The following is a 21,140-nucleotide window of genomic DNA, read 5'->3' as shown; positions in this document are numbered from 1 at the left end:
TAGTTCGGCGCACACCCAGACGCGATTGAATCTCTCCTCACACAGCAGGCACACCCGTTCTACTGTCGTGGCCGGAGAAGTCACCATCTCCCATGGAGGATCAAGAGCCTTGTCTGTCGTTGCCAAATCCAAAGAGGACCGTTCCGCCGCCATCGCGGTGACCGCATTCCCGCTGTTTATTCTCGCCGGAACCGTTCTCGCCTACATCTTTCCCACGCCGTTTCTCCCGCTGCTGGATTTCATCACCTATTTTCTGATGATCATCATGTTCTGCATGGGCCTGACACTGACCATTCCGGATTTTAAAGAGGTCGCTCGCCGACCACTTCCGGTTTTGCTCGGAGTTATTGCACAGTTCGTCATCATGCCGCTGTGCGCGGTGGCCGTTGCCCGACTGCTGGGCCTGAATGAAGCACTGGCCGTGGGTCTGCTCATGCTTGGTTCGGTGCCCGGGGGCACTTCCTCTAACGTGATTACCTACTTGGCCAAGGGCGATGTGGCGCTCTCGGTGGCGATGACCTCGGTGTCTACGATGCTTTCTCCCATCGTGACCCCGATGCTCATGCTCTCGCTGGCAGATCAGCGCACTGATGTAGATGGAATGGGAATGGCGATCTCCCTGATCCAGACGGTCCTATTGCCAGTTATTGGTGGACTGGTTATTCGCTTCTTCGCAGACCGAGCAGTCAGTTCGATCACTCCGATTCTGCCGTGGATCTCCATCGTCGGTATCGGGGCAGTGGTCTTTCCCACGGTGGCCAACAACACCGAACGCCTAGCAGCGGTTGGCGCCCTCGTCTTTATCGCCGTATTGATCCACAATGTCTTTGGCTACGCCCTGGGCTACCTTTCCGGCCGGCTTTTCCATCTGCCGGAATCTAGCAATCGCACCATGGCAGTCGAGGTGAGCACCCAGTCCGCAGGTCTGGCATCGGGCATGGCTGCGAAGTTCTTCACCCCAGAAGCAGCTCTACCTGGTGCCGTTGCTGCAGTGCTCCACAACATCACTGGCGCGATCTACGCTTCCGTGGCACGCAAATTCCCGCTGCCGGAGGAAGAATCCAACGACGCCGTCACCATTGCCCCGGAGAAGGTGTCAGCTTCCTAAGCTGACCTAGCTTTAGAGGCTCAGCTGCGCTAATGGTCTGAGGCGACCCTCAACTGGCGCTGAACTGATCCGCAGGTACGCTAAGAACCATGGAGCTGCCCGAAAACCCCGAGCACGTGGCACTGTCGGTCGATGAAATCGATCGATTTGATCGGATGACTGAAGTCTTCGAGGTCAATGAGGAAAGAACCTTAGACTTCGGCATCCTCACCAGTGTTTACTCCGGGTAGAATTTAAGTCACCAGATTAGTCGATTGCTGGTAGCTGATCGTGCAAACCAGGGTAAGACACCTGTGCACCACGAGAAGTCACGGCGAACGCCCCAACACGGGCCGCCTGCTGGGCTGCAGCTACCAAGTTTGCACCGCCTTGCTTATCCGTTCCGGAAAGTAACTCAGCGACGAACGCACCTGCGAAGGCATCGCCTGCACCGGTGGTATCGACCACCGATACCTTCGGAGTAGGGATCGTGATCAGCTGCGTTCCTTGTGCAACCAGTGCACCAGCCCCACCGAGGGTGAGCACTACCGAGCGGAAACCCGCATCCAATAGTCCTTGAGCAAGATCCTGTGGGTCTTCGGACGCCGCCATGATCCCGAGCTGCTGCAAAATTAACCCAGCTTCATGCTCATTGGCCATGATCGGATCGGCGTGGAGTAGCGCAGCGCGATCGACGGGGATAACCGGCGCCAAGTTGACCACTACTCGGCCAGTAGCCAGCTTCACGGCCTGAGCAAAACCATCAGCAGGGATCTCTCCTTGGAGCAGAACAATGTCGGCGTCAGCGATCAGTTTTTTATGGGCAGCAACGGCGGTGGCATCCACCGTGGCATTCGCGCCGGGAACGACCACGATGGAGTTCTCACCATCTTCGGAGACGCTGATCACCGCTAGCCCAGTGGTTTCTTTCACCGTGCTTACTGCCGACATCTCCACTCCAGAGCTACACAGAAACTCGGTAGCCGGAGCCGCATAAGGATCATTACCGACGGCGCCGACGAGTGCGACGCTGGCACCTTGTAGTGCAGCTGCGACTGCTTGGTTGGCGCCTTTGCCACCTGCGGTGACTTCACCGCCGGTACCCAGCAAGGTTTCCCCAGGCAAGGGGTGTCGCCCCACCCGAACGGTGAGATCGGCGTTGATGGAACCAACGACGACGATTTGGCAGGTGGAGTCTTGAGTAGTCATGTAGTTATTGTCCCACGATGAGATTTTTCTAGAGTCTAGGGATCGCAGCCAAAAGAGATCGGGTGTATTCGTGTTGAGGATTTACCCAGATTTGCTCGGTGGGGCCATGCTCAACGATGCGGCCTTGGTGCATCACCGCCACCGTGGTGCAGACTTCGCGGATGACCGATAGGTCGTGGGAGACCATCACCAGCGTTAGTCCGTAGTCTTTGACCAATCGGTCAAGCAGCTCTAGTACTTGGGCGCGTACTGAGACATCGAGTGCGGAGACAGGTTCATCGGCCAGGAGTACTTCTGGGCGACCAGCTACTGCTCGTGCAATGGAGATTCGCTGGCGCTGGCCACCGGAGAACTGATGCGGATAGCGCTCAGCAGAATCGGGGGCAAGCCCGACTTCGGCTAAGACCTGGTTGATTCGCTCACTATCCTTTCGAGGCATTCCTTCGGCGATACTGCGGCCGACCTTCAGCCGCGGGTTGAGTGAGCTTTGGGGATCCTGGAAAACTACCTGCACCTGCGCACCCACCGTTACCGAACCCGAATCTAGGGCATCGAGTCCGGCGAATTGGCGCAGTAGGGTTGATTTTCCGGAACCGGAACCTCCCACTATCCCGAGGCGCTCACCACGGTGGACCACTAGGGAGAGATTATCGAGTGCGTTCTGGGATGCGAAACGCCTAGTGGCCTTATCTGCCGTGAGCACCACCTGGCCTACCGGTCCTGGGACCGCCGGGGGGCCTGGCTGAGCTGCGGCTACCAACTGTGCGGTGTAGGGGTGAGCCGGTTGACTGAGCACCTGAGAGGTTGCTGCTTCCTCAATGATCGCGCCGTCGGCAAGCACCAGCACTCGTCGGCACATGCGGTTGATCACGCCGAGGTCATGGGTAATAAATAGCAGGGATAGCCCACGTTGTTCGACCAACGCATCGAGCAGTTCGAGGATTTGGTCTTGGACGGTGACATCGAGAGCTGTGGTGGGCTCATCGCAGATGAGCAGGTCTGGATCATGCGCCAACGCCATGGCTATGAGCACTCGTTGACGTTGCCCACCGGAGAGTTCGTGTGGGTAAGCATCCATGCGTGCTGGATCGAGGGCGACGTCGATAAACAGTTGGGTGATATCTGCTTGCGCACTGCTATCGCAGGCCTCGGCGACCTGTCGGCCCACCGTCATCAACGGATCCAGCGCGCTCATTGGCTCCTGGAACACCATGGCCACCACCGGCCCGCGGAGTCGACGAACCTGACGGTCACTGCGGCCGATGACCTCGGTGCCGAGAAGTGTGATCGAACCGGTGGCGTTGAGACCACGGGGCAACAATCCCATGATCGACAGCGCAGTCAAGGACTTGCCAGAGCCGGATTCACCGATCATCCCTAGGCGCTCGCCACGGCAGATCTGGAAGGAGATGCCAGCGATAAGTCCTTCTCCGACGGTGAGATCTTTGACCTCAAGAACATTCATTTACTGCTCCGTTTCGGATCGAGGACATCGCGCAGACCATCGCCGAGCAGATTGAATCCCAAGACGCTGAGAGCAATAGCCAGACCTGGCCACAAAGCCAACTGTGGGGCGCTGCCGAGGGAGGCTTGCGCAGATTGCAACATCCGTCCCCACGACGCATCCGGCGGGGAAGTGCCCAAGCCCAAAAAGCTCAAGGCGGCTTCGGCCAGGATTGCCAGGGCGAAGGCTACCGAAGCTTGCACCACGAGCATGCCCGCAATATTGGGCAGAATATGCCGGGTGGCAATGCGCAACCCAGGAACCTGGGAGACCCGTGCGGAAGCCACATAGTCCTGGGTCATCACTTGCAGCGTTCCGGCACGAGCCACACGAGCGAAACTCGGAATCCCCGCAATCCCGATAGCTACCATCGCAGTAACGGTGGAAGTACCAAAAGCAGCGCCCAGAATAATCGCCAGCAATAGTGCCGGAAACGCCAGCATCAGGTCCGCCCCACGCATGGTGATCGATTCCACCCAGCCTCGCTGCATCCCTGCCCAAATCCCGACGGCAACTCCCACCACTGCGGAGATGCTCACTGCCACCACGCCAACCAGCAAGGTGATGCGTGCACCGCTCATAATCCGGCTGAGTACATCGCGACCGAAACGGTCAGTACCTAAAAGATGCTGTGGGCCAGCGCCCAGCAACCGATCGGCGGGCACCGCGTGCAAAGGGTCATAAGGAGTCCACAACAATGACACCAGCGCCGTGGCTATGGTCAGCGCGACGATGATCAAACCGATCCACCCGGAGATAGGAAGTCTTCTCATGCGTTACTCCCAATCCTCGGGTCAACTAGCCGGTAGGCCAGATCAACCAAGAGGTTGACCGTCAGGGTGAATACAACCAAGACCATCACGATGCTCTGCACCGTGGTCAGATCACGCTGGGCGAGGGCATCCAGCAGCATCGAGCCCAGTCCCGGAATAAGAAACACTCGCTCGATGACCACCGCGCCCACGACCAACGCCGTGAGCTGGAGACCAGTGACCGTCAGCACTGGTAGTGCGGCATTGCGCAGTCCATGCCGGCGCAATGCCTGGCTTATCGACGCTCCCGTGGACCGCGAAGTTCGGATGAAATCACCGTCGATGATCTCCAAGATTGCGGAGCGGATGTAGCGGGTGAGCATCGCCGCTTGGACCGCGGTCAACGCGATTACTGGCAAGACCAGCCGGTGTAAAAAGCCGAGAAAATCTGCCCCGGGTGGGATCCAGCCGTTGGCCGGAAACCAACCCAGCTGCACCGAGAACACCGTAACTAACAAGATTCCCGCCAAAAACGAGGGGATCGCAATGCCGATCTGAGAGGAACCTGCGACCAACGCGCCGTCGATACGCGAGGATCGGCGCGCCGCCCACATCCCCATCGGGATGGCAATCACTACCGAGAACACCATCGCGGTGCCCACCAGGATCATCGAGACCTGCGCCCGATCCAGAATCAGGGGAGTGATGTCTTGACGAGATGCCAGCGAGACCCCGAAATCTCCGGTGAGAAGTCCCCCGATCCAGCTGAAATACTGCGCGATAAGAGAACGGTCGGTGCCTAATTGGGCAGCTAGAGTCGCGACCGCTTCATCAGTGGCCGTGACTCCTAGCGCCACGCGCGCCGGGTCACCAGGAATGGCACGCAAGAGGGCAAAAACGATGAGTGAACCCAAAAATAGGGAGAGGAGATAGCGAAGCAATACCCGAATGATCACTGCTTATCGATCCCTGCCAACGCTAGCGCATCGGTGACCACGGTGGGTTCTATCCCAGTGATACCTGGTGCCGTGATGACAATATTGGGCTGGTTAAACACCGTTAGCGCACCTGTCTGCGCCATGATGGTCTCCACCGCGGAGATCATGTGACTGGTTTCATCGAGCTGCGTATCGGCTGCCAGCAGCTGCTCCTGAACCTCAGTGTTATCGAATCCGAGGTAGTAGTCGGGATCGCCGAACAAAGTGGGGAGATCGCGGGCTTCAACATGGGCCATGATCGACATGTCGTAGTCCTGCTCGCTAAAGACCTGGGAGAGCCATACTGCCGGGAATTCCACGCTTTCTAAAGTGACCTCGAAACCGACCTCGCTCAACTGGGAATAGAGCAGCTCGGAGATATTTTGGGCATAGGGAAGCGTCGGTACCGCAATGGTTATGTGGGGGCGGTTGTCATTGGAGTTATACCCAGCTTCTGCCAAAAGCTCACGGGCGCGTTCTGGATTGAAATCTAGATACTCGTCTCCGGTGAACCAAGGATCACTCGGAGGCACGGGAGCACCGCCAGTATCGGTGGCCAATCCTTCCCAGACCACGAGGTTGAGCGCGTCGCGGTCCACGGCATTAGCTGCTGCCCGGCGCACCCGCGGGTCATCAAACGGTGGGGAGTCATTGTTCATTGCCAGGAGTACCTCGCCATTGGTGGTGCCGACCTGGACGTCATATTCTTCGGGCAGATTGTCCAATAGTTCCGGCGCTTGCATCGACCAGACGACATCAATATCGCCAGAGCGCAGCGCATTGACTGCAGAGGTGGCATCGGAGAAATAACGAATGCTGGCATCTTGCTGCGCTGGTGTGCCCCAATAATCAGCTCGAGCGCTTAGCGAGACCGACTCGCCAACCGCGAAGCGCTCGAGCGTGAACGGTCCAGTTCCCACCGGATTGGTGGCCAGTTGATCAACACCGGTGGGGGAGAACATCGCCCCAGTTAAGGTGCCCATCGACCACAACCAGCGGTGAGACGGCTGAGTGAGGCTGACCTGGAGGGTGTATTCATCGAGTGCCTTCGCTGAGGAGACCACTGCCATCTGAGATTTGAGCCCGTTGGTCCAGGAGTCCTGGACATAATTGATGCTAAATACCGCGCTGTCTGCGGTGAAGGCAGAGCCATCGGAGAAGCGGACCCCTTCGCGCAGCTGGAAGGTATACACGGTGCGATCTTCGGAAACTTCCCAAGAGGTAGCCAATAACGGTTCGATCTGGCCATCATCATCGATGCGCACAAGGCCTTCGTAGATATTGGCCATCATTGCCTGGGGGATGGCTGCTCCCGCGGTGGTGGTGAAATCCAATGAAGCCGGTACTCCGGTAGTACCCACCACCAGGCTATCGGCATCGGCGATCCGGCCCACCTGAGTAGCAGTGGAACCTGCCGAGCACGCGGACATCGACAGCGCCGCGGCGAGCGCGAAGGCGACGGCTACCTGGCGGATGGTCATAGCGAACAAGGGTAATCGGCGGAGCTTCCATCAAGTAAACGGGATGCCATCACGGCGGATTCTCGCGCTGAGAGCTAGCGATGACGGGTATATGCTGTAGTTTTCTGCGCAGCCACGAAGATCATCGATGAAAGGGAGACCACCATGCTGGAGGTGATCACCGGTTTCGGAGTAGTGGCCGTGATCATCGCTGCGGGTTATCACCTAGCGCTCAAAGAGGCACTTGGGCCAGGCGCCCGGATGGTGTTGGCGAATGTGGTCTACCTGGTTGCCACCCCAGCATTGCTCTTCGACATTCTCATCGACACTGACCCTCGAGAGATTTTCTCCACCGGGTTTGTCGTTATCTCTACCTCTGCCCTGATCGCTGGCTTCTTAGGTTTTCTGCTCCTGCGCCTGCGTGGACGCAGCAAACCCGACAGCCTGATCGGTATGTTGGCGTCCTCTTATGCCAATGCTGGCAACCTCGGTATCCCTCTGGCGGTCTACATTCTTGACGACGCCGCCGCTGTCGTGCCCGTCATCCTCTTTCAGGTCGCCTTTTATGCGCCGAGCACCCTCACTGTGTTGGACTTGATGAACTCATCCAAGCAAGCCTCACTGATGCGCAATCTTCTTCAAGCCTTGACTAACCCCATGCTGATGGCAGCCATAGCAGGGATGACGGTGGGCTATGTGCGGATCCCGGTGCCAGTGATCCTGAGCGAACCTGTCGGATTACTCGCCGGGGCAGCCGTACCGTTGGCGCTTTTGGTATTTGGTATGTCTTTGCTTGGCTCTAGTGTGCGACCGAACTGGGATGTGGCGATCGTGGTCATTCTCAAGAACTTCGTGCACCCGTTGGTAGCCGGTCTCATCGCGCACCTCGTCTTCGGCATGGACGGAGCCGCACTGTTGGCAGCGGTGGTACTAGCTGCCCTGCCTACCGCCCAAAACGTGCTCACCTATGCGCTGCGATTTAGAACCAACGAAATCCTCGCCCGCGATGCCGGAGTGGTCTCTACTTTGGTGTCCTTCCCCGTCCTGATTCTGATCACTTACCTGCTGGGATAAACTCACTGTCATCATGAAACCGATCACCTTGCGCTGTTCCCCGCTGCATCTGGCAACCAGCCGGGCTGTGATCACCTGCGTGGTGTTTGTGCTAGCCCTCGTGCCAATCCTGCTGGGTTTACTGTGGTCGGCGGGCAATCAGCAACAGCAGGTAGTGGGCAATCTGTTCTATCTCGCAGCCCTTGCCCCCGCCATGGGGATCTTGATCTCTATCCTCATGCTGGTAATCGTCCTGTGGCGGCGTTCGCGGCCAGTATTGATAGTTGGCGAACAGATTCAGCTCATCTCAACTGGGGTGAGCTTTCCGCTATCTCAATTAGCCCACCTGCAGCTGTATTCCAAGCTTGGTCAGGGAACTTTCCTGGTCCTGTTGCCAGAACATATACCGGAGCGAATAGGCAAGGACTCGGCCGCTTTTCTTGCAGCGGCGCCTTATACTGTGCGATTTCCGGAAGGGCCAAAGCCGAAGCCGTTTGAGATGGTAGAGCTAATCGGGCAGCGAGCTCCAGCCATCAGCGTGGATAAGTTGGGCACCCTTTAAGCCGCTAGGACTGCGTGCGCTGGCAGCTGCTAGAAAAGCCCGGCGGCCCACTATCGGTGGCTCTTGGTGGCCTTGGCAGGGGGGCTTTAAGCCCCAGGCGCACCAGCAGTGTGAGCTGGGTCGAGACCCCAGACATCAGCCAGGATGCTCATGCTGCGCAGGACTTCCTCGTGCGAGGTTGCCTGCAATGAGACCATCAGCTCATCCGCTTGGGCGGTGGCGGTGAATTCTTCTAAGTAAGAGCGCACCTGTTCACCGGTACCAACGCCGCTGAATCGCATCATGTCAATGATCTGCTGGCCTTGCTGGGAAGCAATGATTGCATCGAGCTCCATGTCAGAAAAGCTGCGGCCACGCCCAACCATCGCGCGCACCCGATGGCGGTGAACTCGGTGCTGCTGGTCTTTGGCCTCTTCGGTGGTCTCAGCAGCGATGACGTTCACTGCTGCGATGACATAAGGCTCGCTCAGGGTCTCTGAAGGCTGGAAATTAGCACGGTAATAATCCACTGCACGCTCGAGATGAGTTGGTGCGAAATGCGAGGCAAAGGAATAAGGAAGCCCCAATTGTGCAGCCAGGGTCGCTCCGAACATTGAGGAACCCAAGATGTAGAGCGGCACGTTGGTATTGGCCCCTGGAATGGCGGAGACGCCCGGAATCTTGGACCTGCCCTTAAGATAACCGTCGAGTTCTAGAACATCCTGTGGGAAGTGCTCTGCGGCATTGCCGTCTCGACGCAACGCTCGGCCGAGGGTGTTCATATCGGTGCCGGGCGCCCGGCCTAAACCTAGATCGATGCGTTCTGGGTAGAGCTCCGCCAGGGTGCCGAATTGCTCGGCGATGACATAGGGGGAGTGGTTGGGCAGCATGACGCCACCGGCGCCGAGCCGGATCTTTTCCGTCTTGGCCCCAATATGCGAGATCAGCACTGCAGGGGCGGAAGAGGCGATCGAGGGCATGTTGTGGTGCTCGGAATACCAGATTCGTGAGTATCCGAATTGTTCTGCGCGCTGAGCCAGATCTACCGAGCGAATCATAGATTCGCCGTTAGTTTCTCCTGGATAGATCGTGCAAAAGTCGATCAGTGACAACGGGATGGTGGGGGACACAGAAATAGTCGCCTTCCAGGTCTGCGGTAAGTACTCCCAAATCTCAACCCAGATTATGGTGCGATTATTCCCGTATACCCGCAGCACCTGTTCAGGGGTTGTACCCCGAGCAGGTGGGTTTAGTGTGCAGCCAACAACCGGTCGATGGCAGCTAGCGGAATATCTACCCAATCCGGCCGATTATCACTTTCATAAACCACCTCGTAGAGGGCCTTATCCAGCACGTAAGCATCCAACACCGGGGAGCGTTCCACGCCATATCCTTCGAGGAAGGCCGCGGTCGCATCAGCTGCCCACCCTGCTGGGTTCGCGGGTCCGGAAGCACCACTGCGGGCAGGGAAATGTGCGGCATAGTCGAAGGAACGGATAATTCCGGCTAGATCCCGCAGCACCGAATCAGGACGTCGACGTTGCTCCAATGGTCGGGCAGGTTCGCCCTCAAAATCGATCAGCACATAACGCTCTGGGGTTCGCAGAACTTGGCCGAGGTGTAGATCCCCATGGATACGTTGAACACTGTGGGTCTCGTGCGGGAGCGTGCGATAGACCGCCCGGACTTGATCGGCGACTCGAGCTAAGACCGGAGCCCTAGTGACTAGCTCATCGAGGTTGTCCTCTAGCCCGGCGGCCAGCTGTGCGGAATCCACCTCCGTGGTGGGAAAAGCTCCAGCTAAAGCAGCGTGGACGTTCTGGGTCGACTCGCCCAATAGGGCCGCTTCTACGCCAAAGGACGCATCTACTCCGGCGAAGTTCAAAGCGAAGCGCCAGCCGTCTTCCGCATCCGGCACAAAATCCTGCACCATCGCTAGGGTGTGGCTTGCTCCATCGATGTCTTCGGTGACCCAGCCGCGTACGGGGGCGATATTGGCACACTCCGAGATCTGGGAAAGCAGCTCCACATCTGGATTTTCTCCGGCTTCCAACCGGCGAAAGACCTTAAGCATGGTCTTTTTACCAAAGATCAACGAGGTGTTGGATTGCTCGCCCGAAATCATCCGGCCCGGAATATCCAGGGTGGCAGAGAGCTGATCGCCGATGATTTCTAAGGTGCCGAATCCAGCTGGAGTACCAGCTGCCAGGGCATTGCCATAACGCGCAATCACGGCTGGGTTGGCGAAAACATCCTTGCCAGATTCATCGACGCAGACCTGATAAAGATCTCGCTTTCCGCCGTGGTGGACGCGCAGGATTAAGAGCCGGATCCCCGGAATCCCCGGCAAATCCGCCTCGTGGAGGGTCTCAATCTCATCTATGGGCTCGGATTTCGCACCATAAAATCGGGCATTCTCGAGCATTCGGGCCAGCTGATCCACTAGTCCTCCCGGGAGATATCGAACCAGAAGAACCCATGCGGAGGAAGCGTAACCACCCAAGGGCTAGTGCTGATAATGGGGAAGTCCTCACCACCGGAAAGCTCACGCGGGACCACTCCGGAGAACTCGCGGAGATCAAGAGAGACCGCCTGTGGGCGATCAGAGAGGTTGTTGACGCACAAGATTGCCTCATCTTTAAACTCGCGGAGGAAGGTCAACACTGACTCGTTGACGGAGTCGACCTCGCGATAAGAACCATGGCCAAAGGCTCGGTACTGCTTGCGGATATGGACCTGAGCGCGGGTCCAATGCAGCAGGGAATTATCCCGCTTCATCTGGTTTTCCACATTGATGGTGGCATAACCGTACTGGTCATTTTGGATCGCCGGCAAGTAGAGCCGCTCCGGATCAGCCTTGGAGAAACCACCATTGCGGTCCGCGGACCACTGCATAGGGGTGCGCACACCGTCACGGTCGAAGAGCCAAATATTGTCTCCCATACCGATCTCATCGCCGTAATAGAGCACGGGCGAGCCAGGCAAAGACATCAAGAGGCCGGTAAAAAGTTCCAGCTTATTGCGGTCACCGTTGAGCAAGGGGGCCAGGCGGCGGCGGATGCCGACGTTGGCCTTCATCCGAGGATCCTTGGCGTAGTGCTTGTACATATACGCGCGCTCATCCTCGGTGACCATTTCCAAGGTCAACTCATCATGGTTGCGCAAGAAAATACCCCACTGAGCCGTCTTCGGAATTGACGGGGTTTCCGCGAGGATCTCTGAAATTGGGGTCCGCGACTGGCGGTGGACTGACATGAAAATGCGCGGCATGACGGGGAAGTGGAACGCCATGTGGCACTCGTCGCCGATCTCCGGCTCGCCGAAGTATTCTACGACGTCCTCGGGCCACTGATTGGCTTCCGCCAAGAGCACTCGACCTGGGTACTCATCATCGATAACCCCGCGCACCTGCTTGAGGTAATCGTGGGTCTCTGAGAGGTTCTCGCAGTTGGTACCTTCGCGCTCGTAGAGGTAGGGGACCGCGTCGAGACGGAAACCATCCAGGCCCAGATCAAGCCAGAAACGCAGAACATCGATCATGGCAGCACGCACAGAAGGATGGTCGTAGTTCAAATCCGGCTGATGGGAGAAGAAACGGTGCCAGTAGTACTGTTTGCGCACCGGATCGTAGGTCCAGTTGGATTCTTCGGTATCGACGAAGATGACTCGAGCGTCCGCGTATTCCTTCGGGTCATCGGTCCACACATAAAAGTCGCCGTAAGGGCCTTCTGGGTCGTGTCTGGACTCTTGAAACCAGGCGTGCTGGTCGGAGGTGTGGTTCATGACCAAGTCAGTGATCACACGCAGACCGCGCCGGTGGGCATTATCAATCAGTTCCACGAAATCTTCGACCGTGCCGAACTCCGGCAGGATCTCTCGGAAATTGCGGATATCGTAGCCGCCATCGCGCAGCGGTGAATCGTAGAAGGGTGGCAGCCAGATGCAGTCGATTCCTAGCCATTGCAGGTAATCGAGCTTCTTGGTCACCCCGCGGAGAGTTCCCGAGCCGGTGTTATCCGGATCATAGAAGGCGCGAACCAGCACCTCATAGAAAACCGCATCCTTGTACCACTCAGGATCAGAGCGTTCCCAAGGGTTATTACCTGGGGCAGGCGCTGGAGTATCGAACTCCTCGGGGCCATGCTCAACAAAGAAACCCTCGGCATCGGTGGGCAGACGCGGAGTAACTGAGTTCTCCGCTTCCTCCGCTTCGACGCCGCGGCGCTCATCGATAATGACCCCATTGCGAGGTCCGGTGGAAAGCCCCGGCCGAGAGTCTTCCGTGGCGCCAGAAGCACCAGTAGCACCGGGCGGGATGTCGGTCTGTGTGCGGTCGCTCATAGATTCAAGCGTAGGCAAACCAGTGGATTCTCGCAGGCTGGGGGCCAAACTAGAGTGTCAATTGGCCTCCGATACCCATGCCCGGTGGGTAATCTTAGGCTAAGAATCTGCCAGCTCTGAAAAGGCGGATTCTAGCCGGTCAAGGGCATCTTCGAGCAGTTCCCGAGACGTGGCAAAGTTCAGCCTCGTGTGATGCAGGCCACCTGTACCAAAGAAGAGACCATCATTGAAGGCTAAGCGGGCGTTCTCGAGCAACCACACGGCCGGACGTTCCAGATGTCCGATGGCAGTCTCGGAGAAATCCAGCCACATGAGGTAGGTAGCTTCCGGGTTAGTCACCTTCAACCCGGGGACTCGTTTCGGCAGCTCCGAGACCAGCAAGTCACGATTTTCCCGGAGGTAGGCCGCCTGATCGGCGAGATAGTCCTCGCCCAAGCGATAACAGGCAATGGCGGCAAAGATACCCAGAGTGGAGGTGCCATCCTTGGCGACACCGGTCATCTTCGACCACGTCTTCCGATCCTCCGGATTAGTCAGGATCATCTGGGCACATTTCAGGCCAGCAATATTCCAGGCCTTGGAGGTGGCAGTGACCGTCACACACACCTGCGCAGCCACCTTGTTGAGGCCAGCGGCTGCGATATGAGTGCCGTCGAGGACCACTGGCGCGTGGATTTCATCGACCAAGACTCGGGCGTTATAGCGATCAGCGAGCGCGCACAAGCTGGTCAAGAATTCCTCATCGAAGGTGTAGCCCAACGGGTTATTGGGCGAAGCCAGCAAAATCGAGCCAGCCCCAGCTGCGAAAGCTGCTTCGATCTCAGCTAGATCCAAGCCACCGTAGGCATTGATTTCCACCATCTCGCGGCCAGCGGTCTTCGGGATTTCTAGAAATGGTGGGTAGGAAGGAACCGGAACGATCACAGAGGAATCGGGGCGAGTCATATGCTCTACCGCCAGCAGCAGTCCGCGAACCACATCGGGTACTGGGAGAACGGCTTCCGGACCAGGCCGCCAGCCGTAGTGATGTGCATAGAAATCACTCACCGCCTCAGGTAGATCAGAGCGAGCCGGGGTGTAGCCGAAGGACTCGTTTTCCACTGCCTTGGCGATGGCCTGCTTGATCGGCGGGAAGGTAGAAAAATCACTCTCCGCGATCCACATCGGCAGGACGTCGTCGTCATAGACAGTCCATTTGCGGGTCTGACGGTTCTTGAGCTGTTCCAAGGTGGGAAATTCCATGCCTCTAGGTTAGCCCGTGCTTATCGACGCCCGCCTATCCCCAGCAATGCGAGCAATCAGACCTCCGTCGGAGTGCTGCCGGCATCAGGGACGAAGCCATACTTCTTTAATCGTGCCCGGTCAGAGATTGAAGAAGAAGCAGTCAGTTGCAACAGCTGAGCATAGATACCGCCAGAGGCGGCAAGCTCATCGGGGGAGCCGATTTCATCGGCCTTGCCCTCCTGCAACGTGACAATGGTGTCGACATCCGCGATCGTCGATAAGCGGTGGGCAATGATCAACGTGGTGCGGTTTTTCATCAACTCATCGAGACCAGCTTGGACAGCACGCTCAGACTTGGTATCCAACGCAGACGTCGCCTCGTCGAGGATCAGCACGGGAGCATCTTTGAGCATGGCACGCGCTACTGCCACTCGTTGTTTCTGGCCGCCAGAAAGGCGAAGGCCACGCTCGCCGATGACCGTGTCATAACCGTTGGGGAAGTGCTCGATGAACTCGTGGGCATTGGCACGCCGGGCGACCTCGGTGACCTTTTCATCAGTGGCACCGGGGCGACCATAAGCGATGTTCTCTCGGATCGTGCCGGAAAATAGTGCAGCCTCTTGAAATACGACGCCTACTGACGCTCGCAACTGCTCGGCGGTGAGGTCATTGACATTGTGGCCACAGACCACCAAGTTGCCCTCGGTGATGGGATAGAGCCCCAACAAGAGATTAACCAGGGTGGATTTTCCGCCACCGGATTCACCAACCAAGGCGATTTGCTCACCCTCATGTGCGCTGAAATTGACGTCGTGGATCACCGGTTCATCGGCGTTATAAGCAAAGGTAACCCCATCAAATTCCAGAACTGGTTTGCCCGGTATTGGCACCAGAGGCGGAACCGGTGCCAGATCGAGTTCTGGTACGCCGGAAGCCTCGGTAGCGGCAACCAGCTCGGCGCGTGCGGTGGGTTCAAACTCCTCCTCCATGACCTGGAAGTAGTCCTTAGAACCAGCAATTGCTCGTTGAGCCGCATCAACAATCCAGCTCATCATGAACACCGGTTGCTTGGCCATGTTGACCAATTGGATGAGCATGACCATATCGCCGAGAGTGAAACGGCCATTAAGAGTCTGGAAAAAGAGCACGAGATAGATGCCAAAGAAGATGATATTCAAGGCCGCGCCGCGGAAAGAATCCATGAAATGCCACCAGCTGGACTGCGGGCGGGTGATCTCCACAGTTTTGCCATAGCGACGCCCAAAGTTATCGAGCTCGCGGACCTCACTGGTGAAAGATTTGACTACTTTGACCTGGGAGATTACCTCAGCGAAACGCCCGTTCGCCCGGTCGATCTGGTGGTTTTTCTGAGATTCGAGAGTCTGCCACCGCTTGCTGGTCAAGGTGGTCAAATACATATAAATCGGAAACAGTGAAGCCAGCAGAATTGTCAGTGGCCAGTAGTACCAAGAAGTAATCACCAGCACGGCGAACACCTGGATGATCATGGGGAAAAAGCTATTGGAAAAAGACTGTAGGAACTGCGTGATCGAGGTAATCGAACGATCTAGGCGAGCGATAACCGTTCCGGTGACTTGGCTATCGAAATAGCGCTGGGGCAGGCCAAGCAGTTTGGCGTAGTAGCGAGTCGAGAGGATTTGTCGCATTCGCATAGCCATCATGTCGCCGATGTAGCCACCAAGATTTGTCATAGCGGTATTAGCTAGGTCAGCGACCAAAAGCCCAATCGCTAACCACAGCAAGGTGCGCATCGCTGAGGAAGAATCCAGGTCACCGTTTAAGACAGCAACAATCGAATCGGTTGCTTCACGGAAAATAAAGGGCGAGACCAAAGCGAGCGCCGCCGCCACCGTGGAGACAACAACCACGCCGAGGTAGTAGGGCCATAGGGCTGAGGCGCTGCGAACAATTCGGGCCAGGGAATTCACGACTTCACTACTCCAGTTCAATGCCTGTGCGACAGAGTGGGATTATGCCACGTTGCACGGGGTAGAACACCAATGCTGCGGATAAGGCGGTTAGACTGTGGACACCTTATGCCCGGGACCAAACTCGGGTTCTCATCGGCCAGGAAAGGCAGTCTCGTGAACCTGAATCGCCCTGCACTCGGCGTCGCCGTCGTCTCCGTGCTCTTTCTTGCAGCTTGTGGAACAGATGCGGAGGAAAGCGACTCAGTCAACGATTCCGGGGAAACCACCGCCTCTGAGAGCATGCTGGCCCAAGGAAAAGATGTTGATCCGATTACCGCAGATAGCCTGTCGGAGACGGTCTTTGACACTGGCCTCAACGTTGAGTGGGACTTCCAAGGAGCAGTCAACGACTCCAACGGTGACGCCGTAGCGACTCTTCGAGCCAGAAACCTCAACGATCAACCGCTTGACCCAGAAGCTCTCGCAGAGCCCACCCTGTCTTATAACACCGGATCTAATAATTTCTCTGATGCAGATCTGGTCTCTGCCGATGATCTCGACCGGATAATTGGCTTGGATCTTCCGTTAGGCAGCCAAGCCTCTACTAATATTCAGTACGTTTTCGATGTCTCCTCAGGCAATCTTTGGGACGCAGAACTGCAGGTAGGAAACGTTATTTGGGAAGGTAACCTACAAAACTAAAATTCTCGGGAACCGAGCGCTGGTTTTCAGAGTCTAAGTGTGGCGAGCATGCCCAAGACGTGCTCCGGGTCTTTTCTATGTCGACCCGTCCGGACTCATGAGGGGATCGCCCGACCATGCCCGCCCGTCGATTTCTTGTCCTTGCCGTTTCAACGGTGGTGCTTTCTGCATGCAGTACCTCCGCCGAGGATTCACTGACCACAGAACCCACGGACCCGCCGGAATCTGTGGCGTCATCAGCACCAACCACCGCAGTGGCCCAAGAATCACTCGAACTGGGGGAGTTCGATCCGGAGGGGGATTTTGAGCTCTTTGATCCCTGCACCGAGATTCCTAGCGATGTCCTGGTAGCTGCTGGGATGGGGGAGGCAATCTGGGAGCCTGGATATGACCGAGACCTTTCGGTGCGTTGTGGCTTTAGTGCTGTCGATTACGAGCAGAATTTGGGTACCTTTGCTCTTACCGCTGACCGTAATACGAAAGAGAAGCTATTTGAGCGCAATCTGATGATTGCTGAAGACATAGATTCTTCGATACCGGGTGCTTACCTACATCAGCTAAGCGTAGGAAACGACAGTGATTGCCATGCTGCTGTGCATACCGAACGAGGTCGTTTCATCGTCAACTACGGCGAGATCTCGACGGATCGAAGTCTCGAAGAGATATGTGGAATCGCACTGGATCAGTTGGAATTTTTGTACGAACAAATGGGGGAAGAAAATGGATATTTCTATTGATAGTGCTTCGCTTCTGGGGGGAATCGAAGAGTTGAGACTTCTTGGCCAACAGGCAAACGAGTCGGCCAATTATGCAGCACAGACCACGCTTAACGGCAGCTATTCGGGAGTTTCCGGGCTGGATCAGCTTGGTGGGGGACATGGTGGAGTTATCAATGGAGGCACCGGATCTGCGATCAGCGTATTGAAATCCTATGCAGAGCAAGTCAACTGGCTTGATGAAGCCCTTGCCGCCAGCTACCAAGCTCTCACCGGACAGAATGCATTCGTTGCTCGGGGGATGGACATCGCTGATGAAGGCGGATCGGTAGGAGAAGATGCCGTGACGTTCCCGACTCGCCCAGCACCGCGTTTCGAGAACTTTAGTTTCACGCCGCCTTTGGTCACCCCAGCAGCATCAATTGATCAGCTGTCGGCGGAATTCTCGATGACCAAGATTCAAGAGTCGGTGGCGGCTGCAGCTACATGGAAGAAACTCTCGGCGGAGGCGACCGCCATTTCACAAGGCCTGCACTCTATCGCCGGGGAACTTGGCAGCAGCAATCAAGGGGAGGTGGTGGAAGCGGCCGTCGAGAAGATCTCTGAGGTAGCACGCGCGGGAGAGACCTTCTCACAGAATGCGGCCACCATGGGGACTTCTGTAGAACAACTGGCGGCGATCAAATCCCAAGGTGCGGTCAAGGTCAACCTCACCAAGGCGGCTTTGGCAGCGATCGTGGAACCTGCTGAGCGGATTGCTGCGGAACAGGCTTTTCTACAGAGCTTCCCAGCCTCTTTTAGTCCGTTTGTAGCCACCGGAGTTCCTCCGATCCGCAATCTCATGGTCATGGATGCCTCGGGCGATGGAGGCAGCAATATTGCACTCGGCATGAGCGAGATCGACGGTGATGGTGAGAAACACGATGCTGCTGGCATGCGTGCACCAGGTGCTTCCCAAGGGTTGTTGCACGCTGCTGGGCACGCGATGGGGGCAGGCAACTTTGGCACTGCCAGTCGCGGGATTGATGCGGTAGCAGGAGTAGATGGCAGTCAACTACTGCAGGCCAATCAAGTCGCAACGGTGGCTGCCAGTACTACTTCGGGTACTTCTGCGCTTTCAGGACCTGGATCGCTCGGCTCTGGCATTGGGACATCCGGTGGCACATCTGGTGGGCTAGCAGCAGGCTCTCCAGGCTTTGGCGGCCCAGTGCCGGCCTCTTTGCCTGGCGGACTGGCTGCAAGATCCGCAGTTAGTGGGCCGTCTCGAGGTTTCTCTACTGATCCAGCAGCACTGGCGAATATGGCTGGGATGGGTACTGCGCGGAACGGATCCGGCAGTGTCCTTGGCACAGGTGCCGGAATGCCAGCGGTAGGTAGAGCTTCAGGATCTGCCGGGTTGGGAGCGGCTGGCTCATCGGGCACTAGCGCGGGCACAGCTGGCTCGGGGGTGCGGGCAGCTACTCCTGCAGTCGGTTCGGGAATTGCTCCAGCAACAACTGCTAGCGGCACCAATGCGGTACGCCCGAGTAATGGACAGTCCTCGGGGCGGTCGATGATGCCGATGATGGGTGCGCCGATGACCGGTGGCGCAGGCGGCGGGTCAAAAACTCCGAGAATTAAGGCAGTGACTTCTGCAGTAGAGCAGGATGACAACACCGCGGCGCTACTTGGGGATCGAGGTTCGGTAGTACCGGGTGTGATTGGGGCATGGGCGCGCGGTTAACAACCTGCTAAGCCAGTGCGTGCCTGGGTAGGGTGTGAAGGATGACAGATGAGGTTGAGTTGGTTGTCCTGGCAGATGCGCAGGGTCGTCCTGCCGGTACCGCACCAAAGGCAACCGTGCACAGTGCCGATACTCCTTTGCATTTCGCTTTTTCCTGCTATTTGCTTGACGCGCAAGGACGTCTGCTGATGACTAGAAGAGCGTTGAGCAAGAAGACATGGCCGGGGGTATGGACCAATAGTTTCTGCGGCCATCCTGGCCCCGGGGAGGCGACCGCCGCAGCGATCCGCCGCCGCAGCGTACAAGAGCTTGGTTTTAAATCTGAAGCGATCGCGGAGATCGTTGAAGTACTGCCAGACTTTAGCTACCGGGCGGTAGATTCCAGCGGGATCGTCGAATGGGAGATCTGCCCGGTGTTTGTTGCCAAGCTCCATGAAGGACAAGGCCCGAATCAGAACCCAGAGGAGATTGATTCCTTGGCGTGGGTAGACCCAGCAGCACTCATCAGCGCCGTTGCTGCCGCACCGTTTACCTTTAGCCCATGGCTGGTGGAAGAGCTGGCGGAGGAGCGCCTGCGGAAGGCACTAGTGGGCAAGGACTAGCGTTCTAGTTCGGTCCGAAGGCTTCACGCACCATCTTCAGCGGGTCGGAGACTATCTCGGTAGTACCGCTGTCGAGGTTGGTGCGACAGACCTGCCGGCCGGTATTGGCCGTATAGCGTGGCCACAGTGGTTCTCGTCCGTGGGCGAACCTCAGCAGCTGTTCATGGGAGATGCCGGGTTCTAGCCCAAAGACATAGGGAATCTCCACGCAGTGCAGCGCAGGGGTGGCATCTCGCACGTATTCGCTCATCCACACTGGTCCGAGAGACTGTTCGGCTGCCTGTGAGACCCATCGGCGGTTGGAAGCATCACCGATGAGTCGTCCAACTACTCGTTCTGGATCCATTTTTTGGGCTGCGGCTATCCACGCAGATACTGATCCGCTAAGCCCCATCCGTTTGGCTAAGAACCGGGCGGCTCTAGGCCCCCAGCCCCGATCGTCGAGTGTGCGACCACCGGGCAGATGGTAAAACTCTTCGCGAGTACTGGTCATCCACAGGGGCAAATCGGTCATTTCGGCGCCGTCAAGAGGCGTCGGTCCTAATGCCATATCTAGTCCGTGCCAGGTACGGAATCGGGAGTAGCCGCGCTCTAATAAACGTGGGTTCTTCGCCGCCAGCTTGGTTAGTGATGCCCTCGTTACTGGTTTGCCCAGCACGGTGCGCAGGGAGCCTTTGCGGTGTTGAAAACTATCTCTTGGAAAGCAGGGAGACATCGCCATTACTCGGCGAAAACAACCCCGGTAGTGATCGCGTCGGCTCAGCCACAGGGCAGTAGTGGCGCCGGCGGATTGGCCCACGAGGGTGACGTTGGTGGGATCCCCGCCGAAGGATTCGATATTGCGTTGGACCCATTCCAAGCCCAGCTGACAGTCATCGATGCCACGGTAGCGGTGTGGCTCATCATTGTGGAATTGAGCGAAACCGGCGAGCTTGACGCGGTATCCGATGTGGACGGTAATGACCTTGGCTCGGGCATTGGGAGCGCCATCGGCGCGACGATCACCGTGCGTGCCGTTTTCGAAGCGGCCGCCATGGATGTAGACGATGACTGGCAGATCCGCTAACGGTCGGGAATCATGCGGGGTGGTTATCGACAGCGCAATGGACTCCGGTCGGTGAACGGTGGCGTCGATAGGTTCTTGAGGAGTGTTGGGTAGACGTTGCGCGTCAAAGAAGTCCCCAGGGATGTGTGAGTAGGGGATTGATCTGAAATTGGTTACTTGCCCGTCGCTGGTCCCGGTGATCTCTCCCGCGGGGCAGTACACGGTGACGCGTGCATCATCTGACATGTCGATAACGCTACCAACTACCATCGT

19 protein-coding genes are annotated in these 21,140 nt (G+C 57.3%); 8 read left to right on the top strand and 11 right to left on the bottom strand.

The features are described from left to right. Positions 1 to 109 precede the first annotated feature (109 nt). Positions 110 to 1,108 carry a bile acid:sodium symporter family protein gene (locus C5L39_RS04530; RefSeq protein ID WP_123047830.1) on the top strand — a complete coding sequence of 333 codons (999 nt, stop codon included), beginning with the start codon at positions 110 to 112 and terminating at the stop codon, positions 1,106 to 1,108. Between the two features lie 89 nt (positions 1,109 to 1,197). Next, positions 1,198 to 1,338, top strand: a complete 141-nt coding sequence (locus tag C5L39_RS10700) for a hypothetical protein (RefSeq protein ID WP_165857970.1) — start codon at positions 1,198 to 1,200, stop codon at positions 1,336 to 1,338. Positions 1,339 to 1,354: 16 nt separating this feature from the next. Here the strand turns inward: C5L39_RS10700 and C5L39_RS04525 are convergent, their stop codons facing one another. Genes C5L39_RS04525 through C5L39_RS04505 form a run of 5 tightly spaced genes read right to left on the bottom strand, consistent with a single transcriptional unit; the run spans position 1,355 to position 7,010 of the window. Next, complete coding sequence (locus C5L39_RS04525) at positions 1,355 to 2,296, bottom strand: ribokinase (protein WP_123047658.1); 942 nt, start codon at positions 2,294 to 2,296, stop codon at positions 1,355 to 1,357. 28 nt (positions 2,297 to 2,324) lie between these two features. Continuing rightward, positions 2,325 to 3,761 (bottom strand): ATP-binding cassette domain-containing protein, encoded by a 1,437-nt coding sequence (locus tag C5L39_RS04520; RefSeq protein WP_123047657.1) that lies wholly within the window; start codon positions 3,759 to 3,761, stop codon positions 2,325 to 2,327. Continuing rightward, positions 3,758 to 4,573 (bottom strand): ABC transporter permease, encoded by an 816-nt coding sequence (locus C5L39_RS04515; RefSeq protein WP_123047656.1) that lies wholly within the window; start codon positions 4,571 to 4,573, stop codon positions 3,758 to 3,760. Before C5L39_RS04515 ends, C5L39_RS04520 begins: the two co-directional genes overlap by 4 nt. Further along, positions 4,570 to 5,508 (bottom strand): ABC transporter permease, encoded by a 939-nt coding sequence (locus C5L39_RS04510; RefSeq protein WP_123047655.1) that lies wholly within the window; start codon positions 5,506 to 5,508, stop codon positions 4,570 to 4,572. The genes C5L39_RS04515 and C5L39_RS04510 overlap by 4 nt, the downstream gene beginning before the upstream one ends. Beyond that, positions 5,505 to 7,010 (bottom strand): ABC transporter substrate-binding protein, encoded by a 1,506-nt coding sequence (locus C5L39_RS04505; RefSeq protein WP_123047654.1) that lies wholly within the window; start codon positions 7,008 to 7,010, stop codon positions 5,505 to 5,507. Before C5L39_RS04505 ends, C5L39_RS04510 begins: the two co-directional genes overlap by 4 nt. A 144-nt stretch (positions 7,011 to 7,154) precedes the next feature. On the opposite strand from C5L39_RS04505, the gene C5L39_RS04500 reads away from it, so the two are divergent. After that, the gene (locus C5L39_RS04500; RefSeq protein WP_123047653.1) at positions 7,155 to 8,063 is read left to right on the top strand and encodes an AEC family transporter; all 909 of its coding nucleotides are present in this window, start codon (positions 7,155 to 7,157) and stop codon (positions 8,061 to 8,063) included. A 13-nt stretch (positions 8,064 to 8,076) separates the two neighbouring features. Then, positions 8,077 to 8,604, top strand: a complete 528-nt coding sequence (locus C5L39_RS04495) for a hypothetical protein (RefSeq protein WP_123047652.1) — start codon at positions 8,077 to 8,079, stop codon at positions 8,602 to 8,604. A gap of 86 nt (positions 8,605 to 8,690) precedes the next feature. Here the strand turns inward: C5L39_RS04495 and C5L39_RS04490 are convergent, their stop codons facing one another. The 5 genes from C5L39_RS04490 to C5L39_RS04470 form a co-directional block, all read right to left on the bottom strand. Further along, the gene (locus C5L39_RS04490; protein WP_123047651.1) at positions 8,691 to 9,713 is read right to left on the bottom strand and encodes an LLM class flavin-dependent oxidoreductase; all 1,023 of its coding nucleotides are present in this window, start codon (positions 9,711 to 9,713) and stop codon (positions 8,691 to 8,693) included. A gap of 119 nt (positions 9,714 to 9,832) precedes the next feature. Then, entirely contained in the window at positions 9,833 to 11,026 is a 1,194-nt protein-coding gene (locus tag C5L39_RS04485) for a hypothetical protein (protein WP_123047650.1), read from the bottom strand. Next, positions 11,026 to 12,819 (bottom strand): maltose alpha-D-glucosyltransferase, encoded by a 1,794-nt coding sequence (treS, locus tag C5L39_RS04480; protein ID WP_425453849.1) that lies wholly within the window; start codon positions 12,817 to 12,819, stop codon positions 11,026 to 11,028. Before treS ends, C5L39_RS04485 begins: the two co-directional genes overlap by 1 nt. A gap of 204 nt (positions 12,820 to 13,023) precedes the next feature. Continuing rightward, positions 13,024 to 14,166 carry a MalY/PatB family protein gene (locus C5L39_RS04475; protein ID WP_123047648.1) on the bottom strand — a complete coding sequence of 381 codons (1,143 nt, stop codon included), beginning with the start codon at positions 14,164 to 14,166 and terminating at the stop codon, positions 13,024 to 13,026. Between the two features lie 56 nt (positions 14,167 to 14,222). Continuing rightward, entirely contained in the window at positions 14,223 to 16,097 is a 1,875-nt protein-coding gene (locus tag C5L39_RS04470; protein WP_123047647.1) for an ABC transporter ATP-binding protein, read from the bottom strand. A gap of 156 nt (positions 16,098 to 16,253) precedes the next feature. On the opposite strand from C5L39_RS04470, the gene C5L39_RS04465 reads away from it, so the two are divergent. The 4 genes from C5L39_RS04465 (at position 16,254) to idi (ending at position 19,822) form a co-directional block, all read left to right on the top strand. Further along, the gene (locus C5L39_RS04465) at positions 16,254 to 16,781 is read left to right on the top strand and encodes a hypothetical protein (RefSeq protein ID WP_123047646.1); all 528 of its coding nucleotides are present in this window, start codon (positions 16,254 to 16,256) and stop codon (positions 16,779 to 16,781) included. Between the two features lie 116 nt (positions 16,782 to 16,897). Further along, on the top strand, positions 16,898 to 17,518 hold the full coding sequence (locus C5L39_RS04460; RefSeq protein WP_123047645.1) for a DUF3558 domain-containing protein: 621 nt from the start codon (positions 16,898 to 16,900) through the stop codon (positions 17,516 to 17,518). Further along, a complete protein-coding gene (locus C5L39_RS04455; RefSeq protein WP_123047644.1) occupies positions 17,502 to 19,220 on the top strand; it encodes a TrbL/VirB6 family protein in 1,719 nt (572 codons plus the stop codon). The genes C5L39_RS04460 and C5L39_RS04455 overlap by 17 nt, the downstream gene beginning before the upstream one ends. Positions 19,221 to 19,261: 41 nt before the next feature. Next, positions 19,262 to 19,822 (top strand): isopentenyl-diphosphate Delta-isomerase, encoded by a 561-nt coding sequence (gene idi / locus C5L39_RS04450; RefSeq protein ID WP_123047643.1) that lies wholly within the window; start codon positions 19,262 to 19,264, stop codon positions 19,820 to 19,822. A gap of 4 nt (positions 19,823 to 19,826) precedes the next feature. Here idi and C5L39_RS04445 read toward each other — a convergent pair whose 3' ends face one another. Beyond that, positions 19,827 to 21,113, bottom strand: coding sequence for a carboxylesterase family protein (locus C5L39_RS04445; protein ID WP_123047642.1), 1,287 nt, complete (start codon positions 21,111 to 21,113; stop codon positions 19,827 to 19,829). Positions 21,114 to 21,140 lie beyond the last annotated feature (27 nt).

This window comes from Corynebacterium alimapuense, assembly GCF_003716585.1.
Classification (GTDB): domain Bacteria; phylum Actinomycetota; class Actinomycetes; order Mycobacteriales; family Mycobacteriaceae; genus Corynebacterium; species Corynebacterium alimapuense.
The sequence above is the reverse complement of the archived record's forward strand: the minus strand, read 5'-3'. Positions and strand labels throughout refer to the sequence as shown.

Excerpts from the sequence above, each read along its gene's own strand:
- C5L39_RS04445 (WP_123047642.1), bottom strand. The coding sequence starts at position 21,113 with ATGTCAGATGATGCACGCGTCACCGTGTACTGCCCCGCGGGAGAGATC.
- C5L39_RS04455 (WP_123047644.1), top strand. The coding sequence starts at position 17,502 with ATGGATATTTCTATTGATAGTGCTTCGCTTCTGGGGGGAATCGAAGAG.
- C5L39_RS04505 (WP_123047654.1), bottom strand. The coding sequence starts at position 7,010 with ATGACCATCCGCCAGGTAGCCGTCGCCTTCGCGCTCGCCGCGGCGCTG.
- C5L39_RS04520 (WP_123047657.1), bottom strand. The coding sequence starts at position 3,761 with ATGAATGTTCTTGAGGTCAAAGATCTCACCGTCGGAGAAGGACTTATC.
- C5L39_RS04495 (WP_123047652.1), top strand. The coding sequence starts at position 8,077 with ATGAAACCGATCACCTTGCGCTGTTCCCCGCTGCATCTGGCAACCAGC.
- C5L39_RS10700 (WP_165857970.1), top strand. The coding sequence starts at position 1,198 with ATGGAGCTGCCCGAAAACCCCGAGCACGTGGCACTGTCGGTCGATGAA.
- C5L39_RS04500 (WP_123047653.1), top strand. The coding sequence starts at position 7,155 with ATGCTGGAGGTGATCACCGGTTTCGGAGTAGTGGCCGTGATCATCGCT.
- C5L39_RS04460 (WP_123047645.1), top strand. The coding sequence starts at position 16,898 with ATGCCCGCCCGTCGATTTCTTGTCCTTGCCGTTTCAACGGTGGTGCTT.
- C5L39_RS04525 (WP_123047658.1), bottom strand. The coding sequence starts at position 2,296 with ATGACTACTCAAGACTCCACCTGCCAAATCGTCGTCGTTGGTTCCATC.
- C5L39_RS04475 (WP_123047648.1), bottom strand. The coding sequence starts at position 14,166 with ATGGAATTTCCCACCTTGGAACAGCTCAAGAACCGTCAGACCCGCAAA.
- idi (WP_123047643.1), top strand. The coding sequence starts at position 19,262 with ATGACAGATGAGGTTGAGTTGGTTGTCCTGGCAGATGCGCAGGGTCGT.
- C5L39_RS04515 (WP_123047656.1), bottom strand. The coding sequence starts at position 4,573 with ATGAGAAGACTTCCTATCTCCGGGTGGATCGGTTTGATCATCGTCGCG.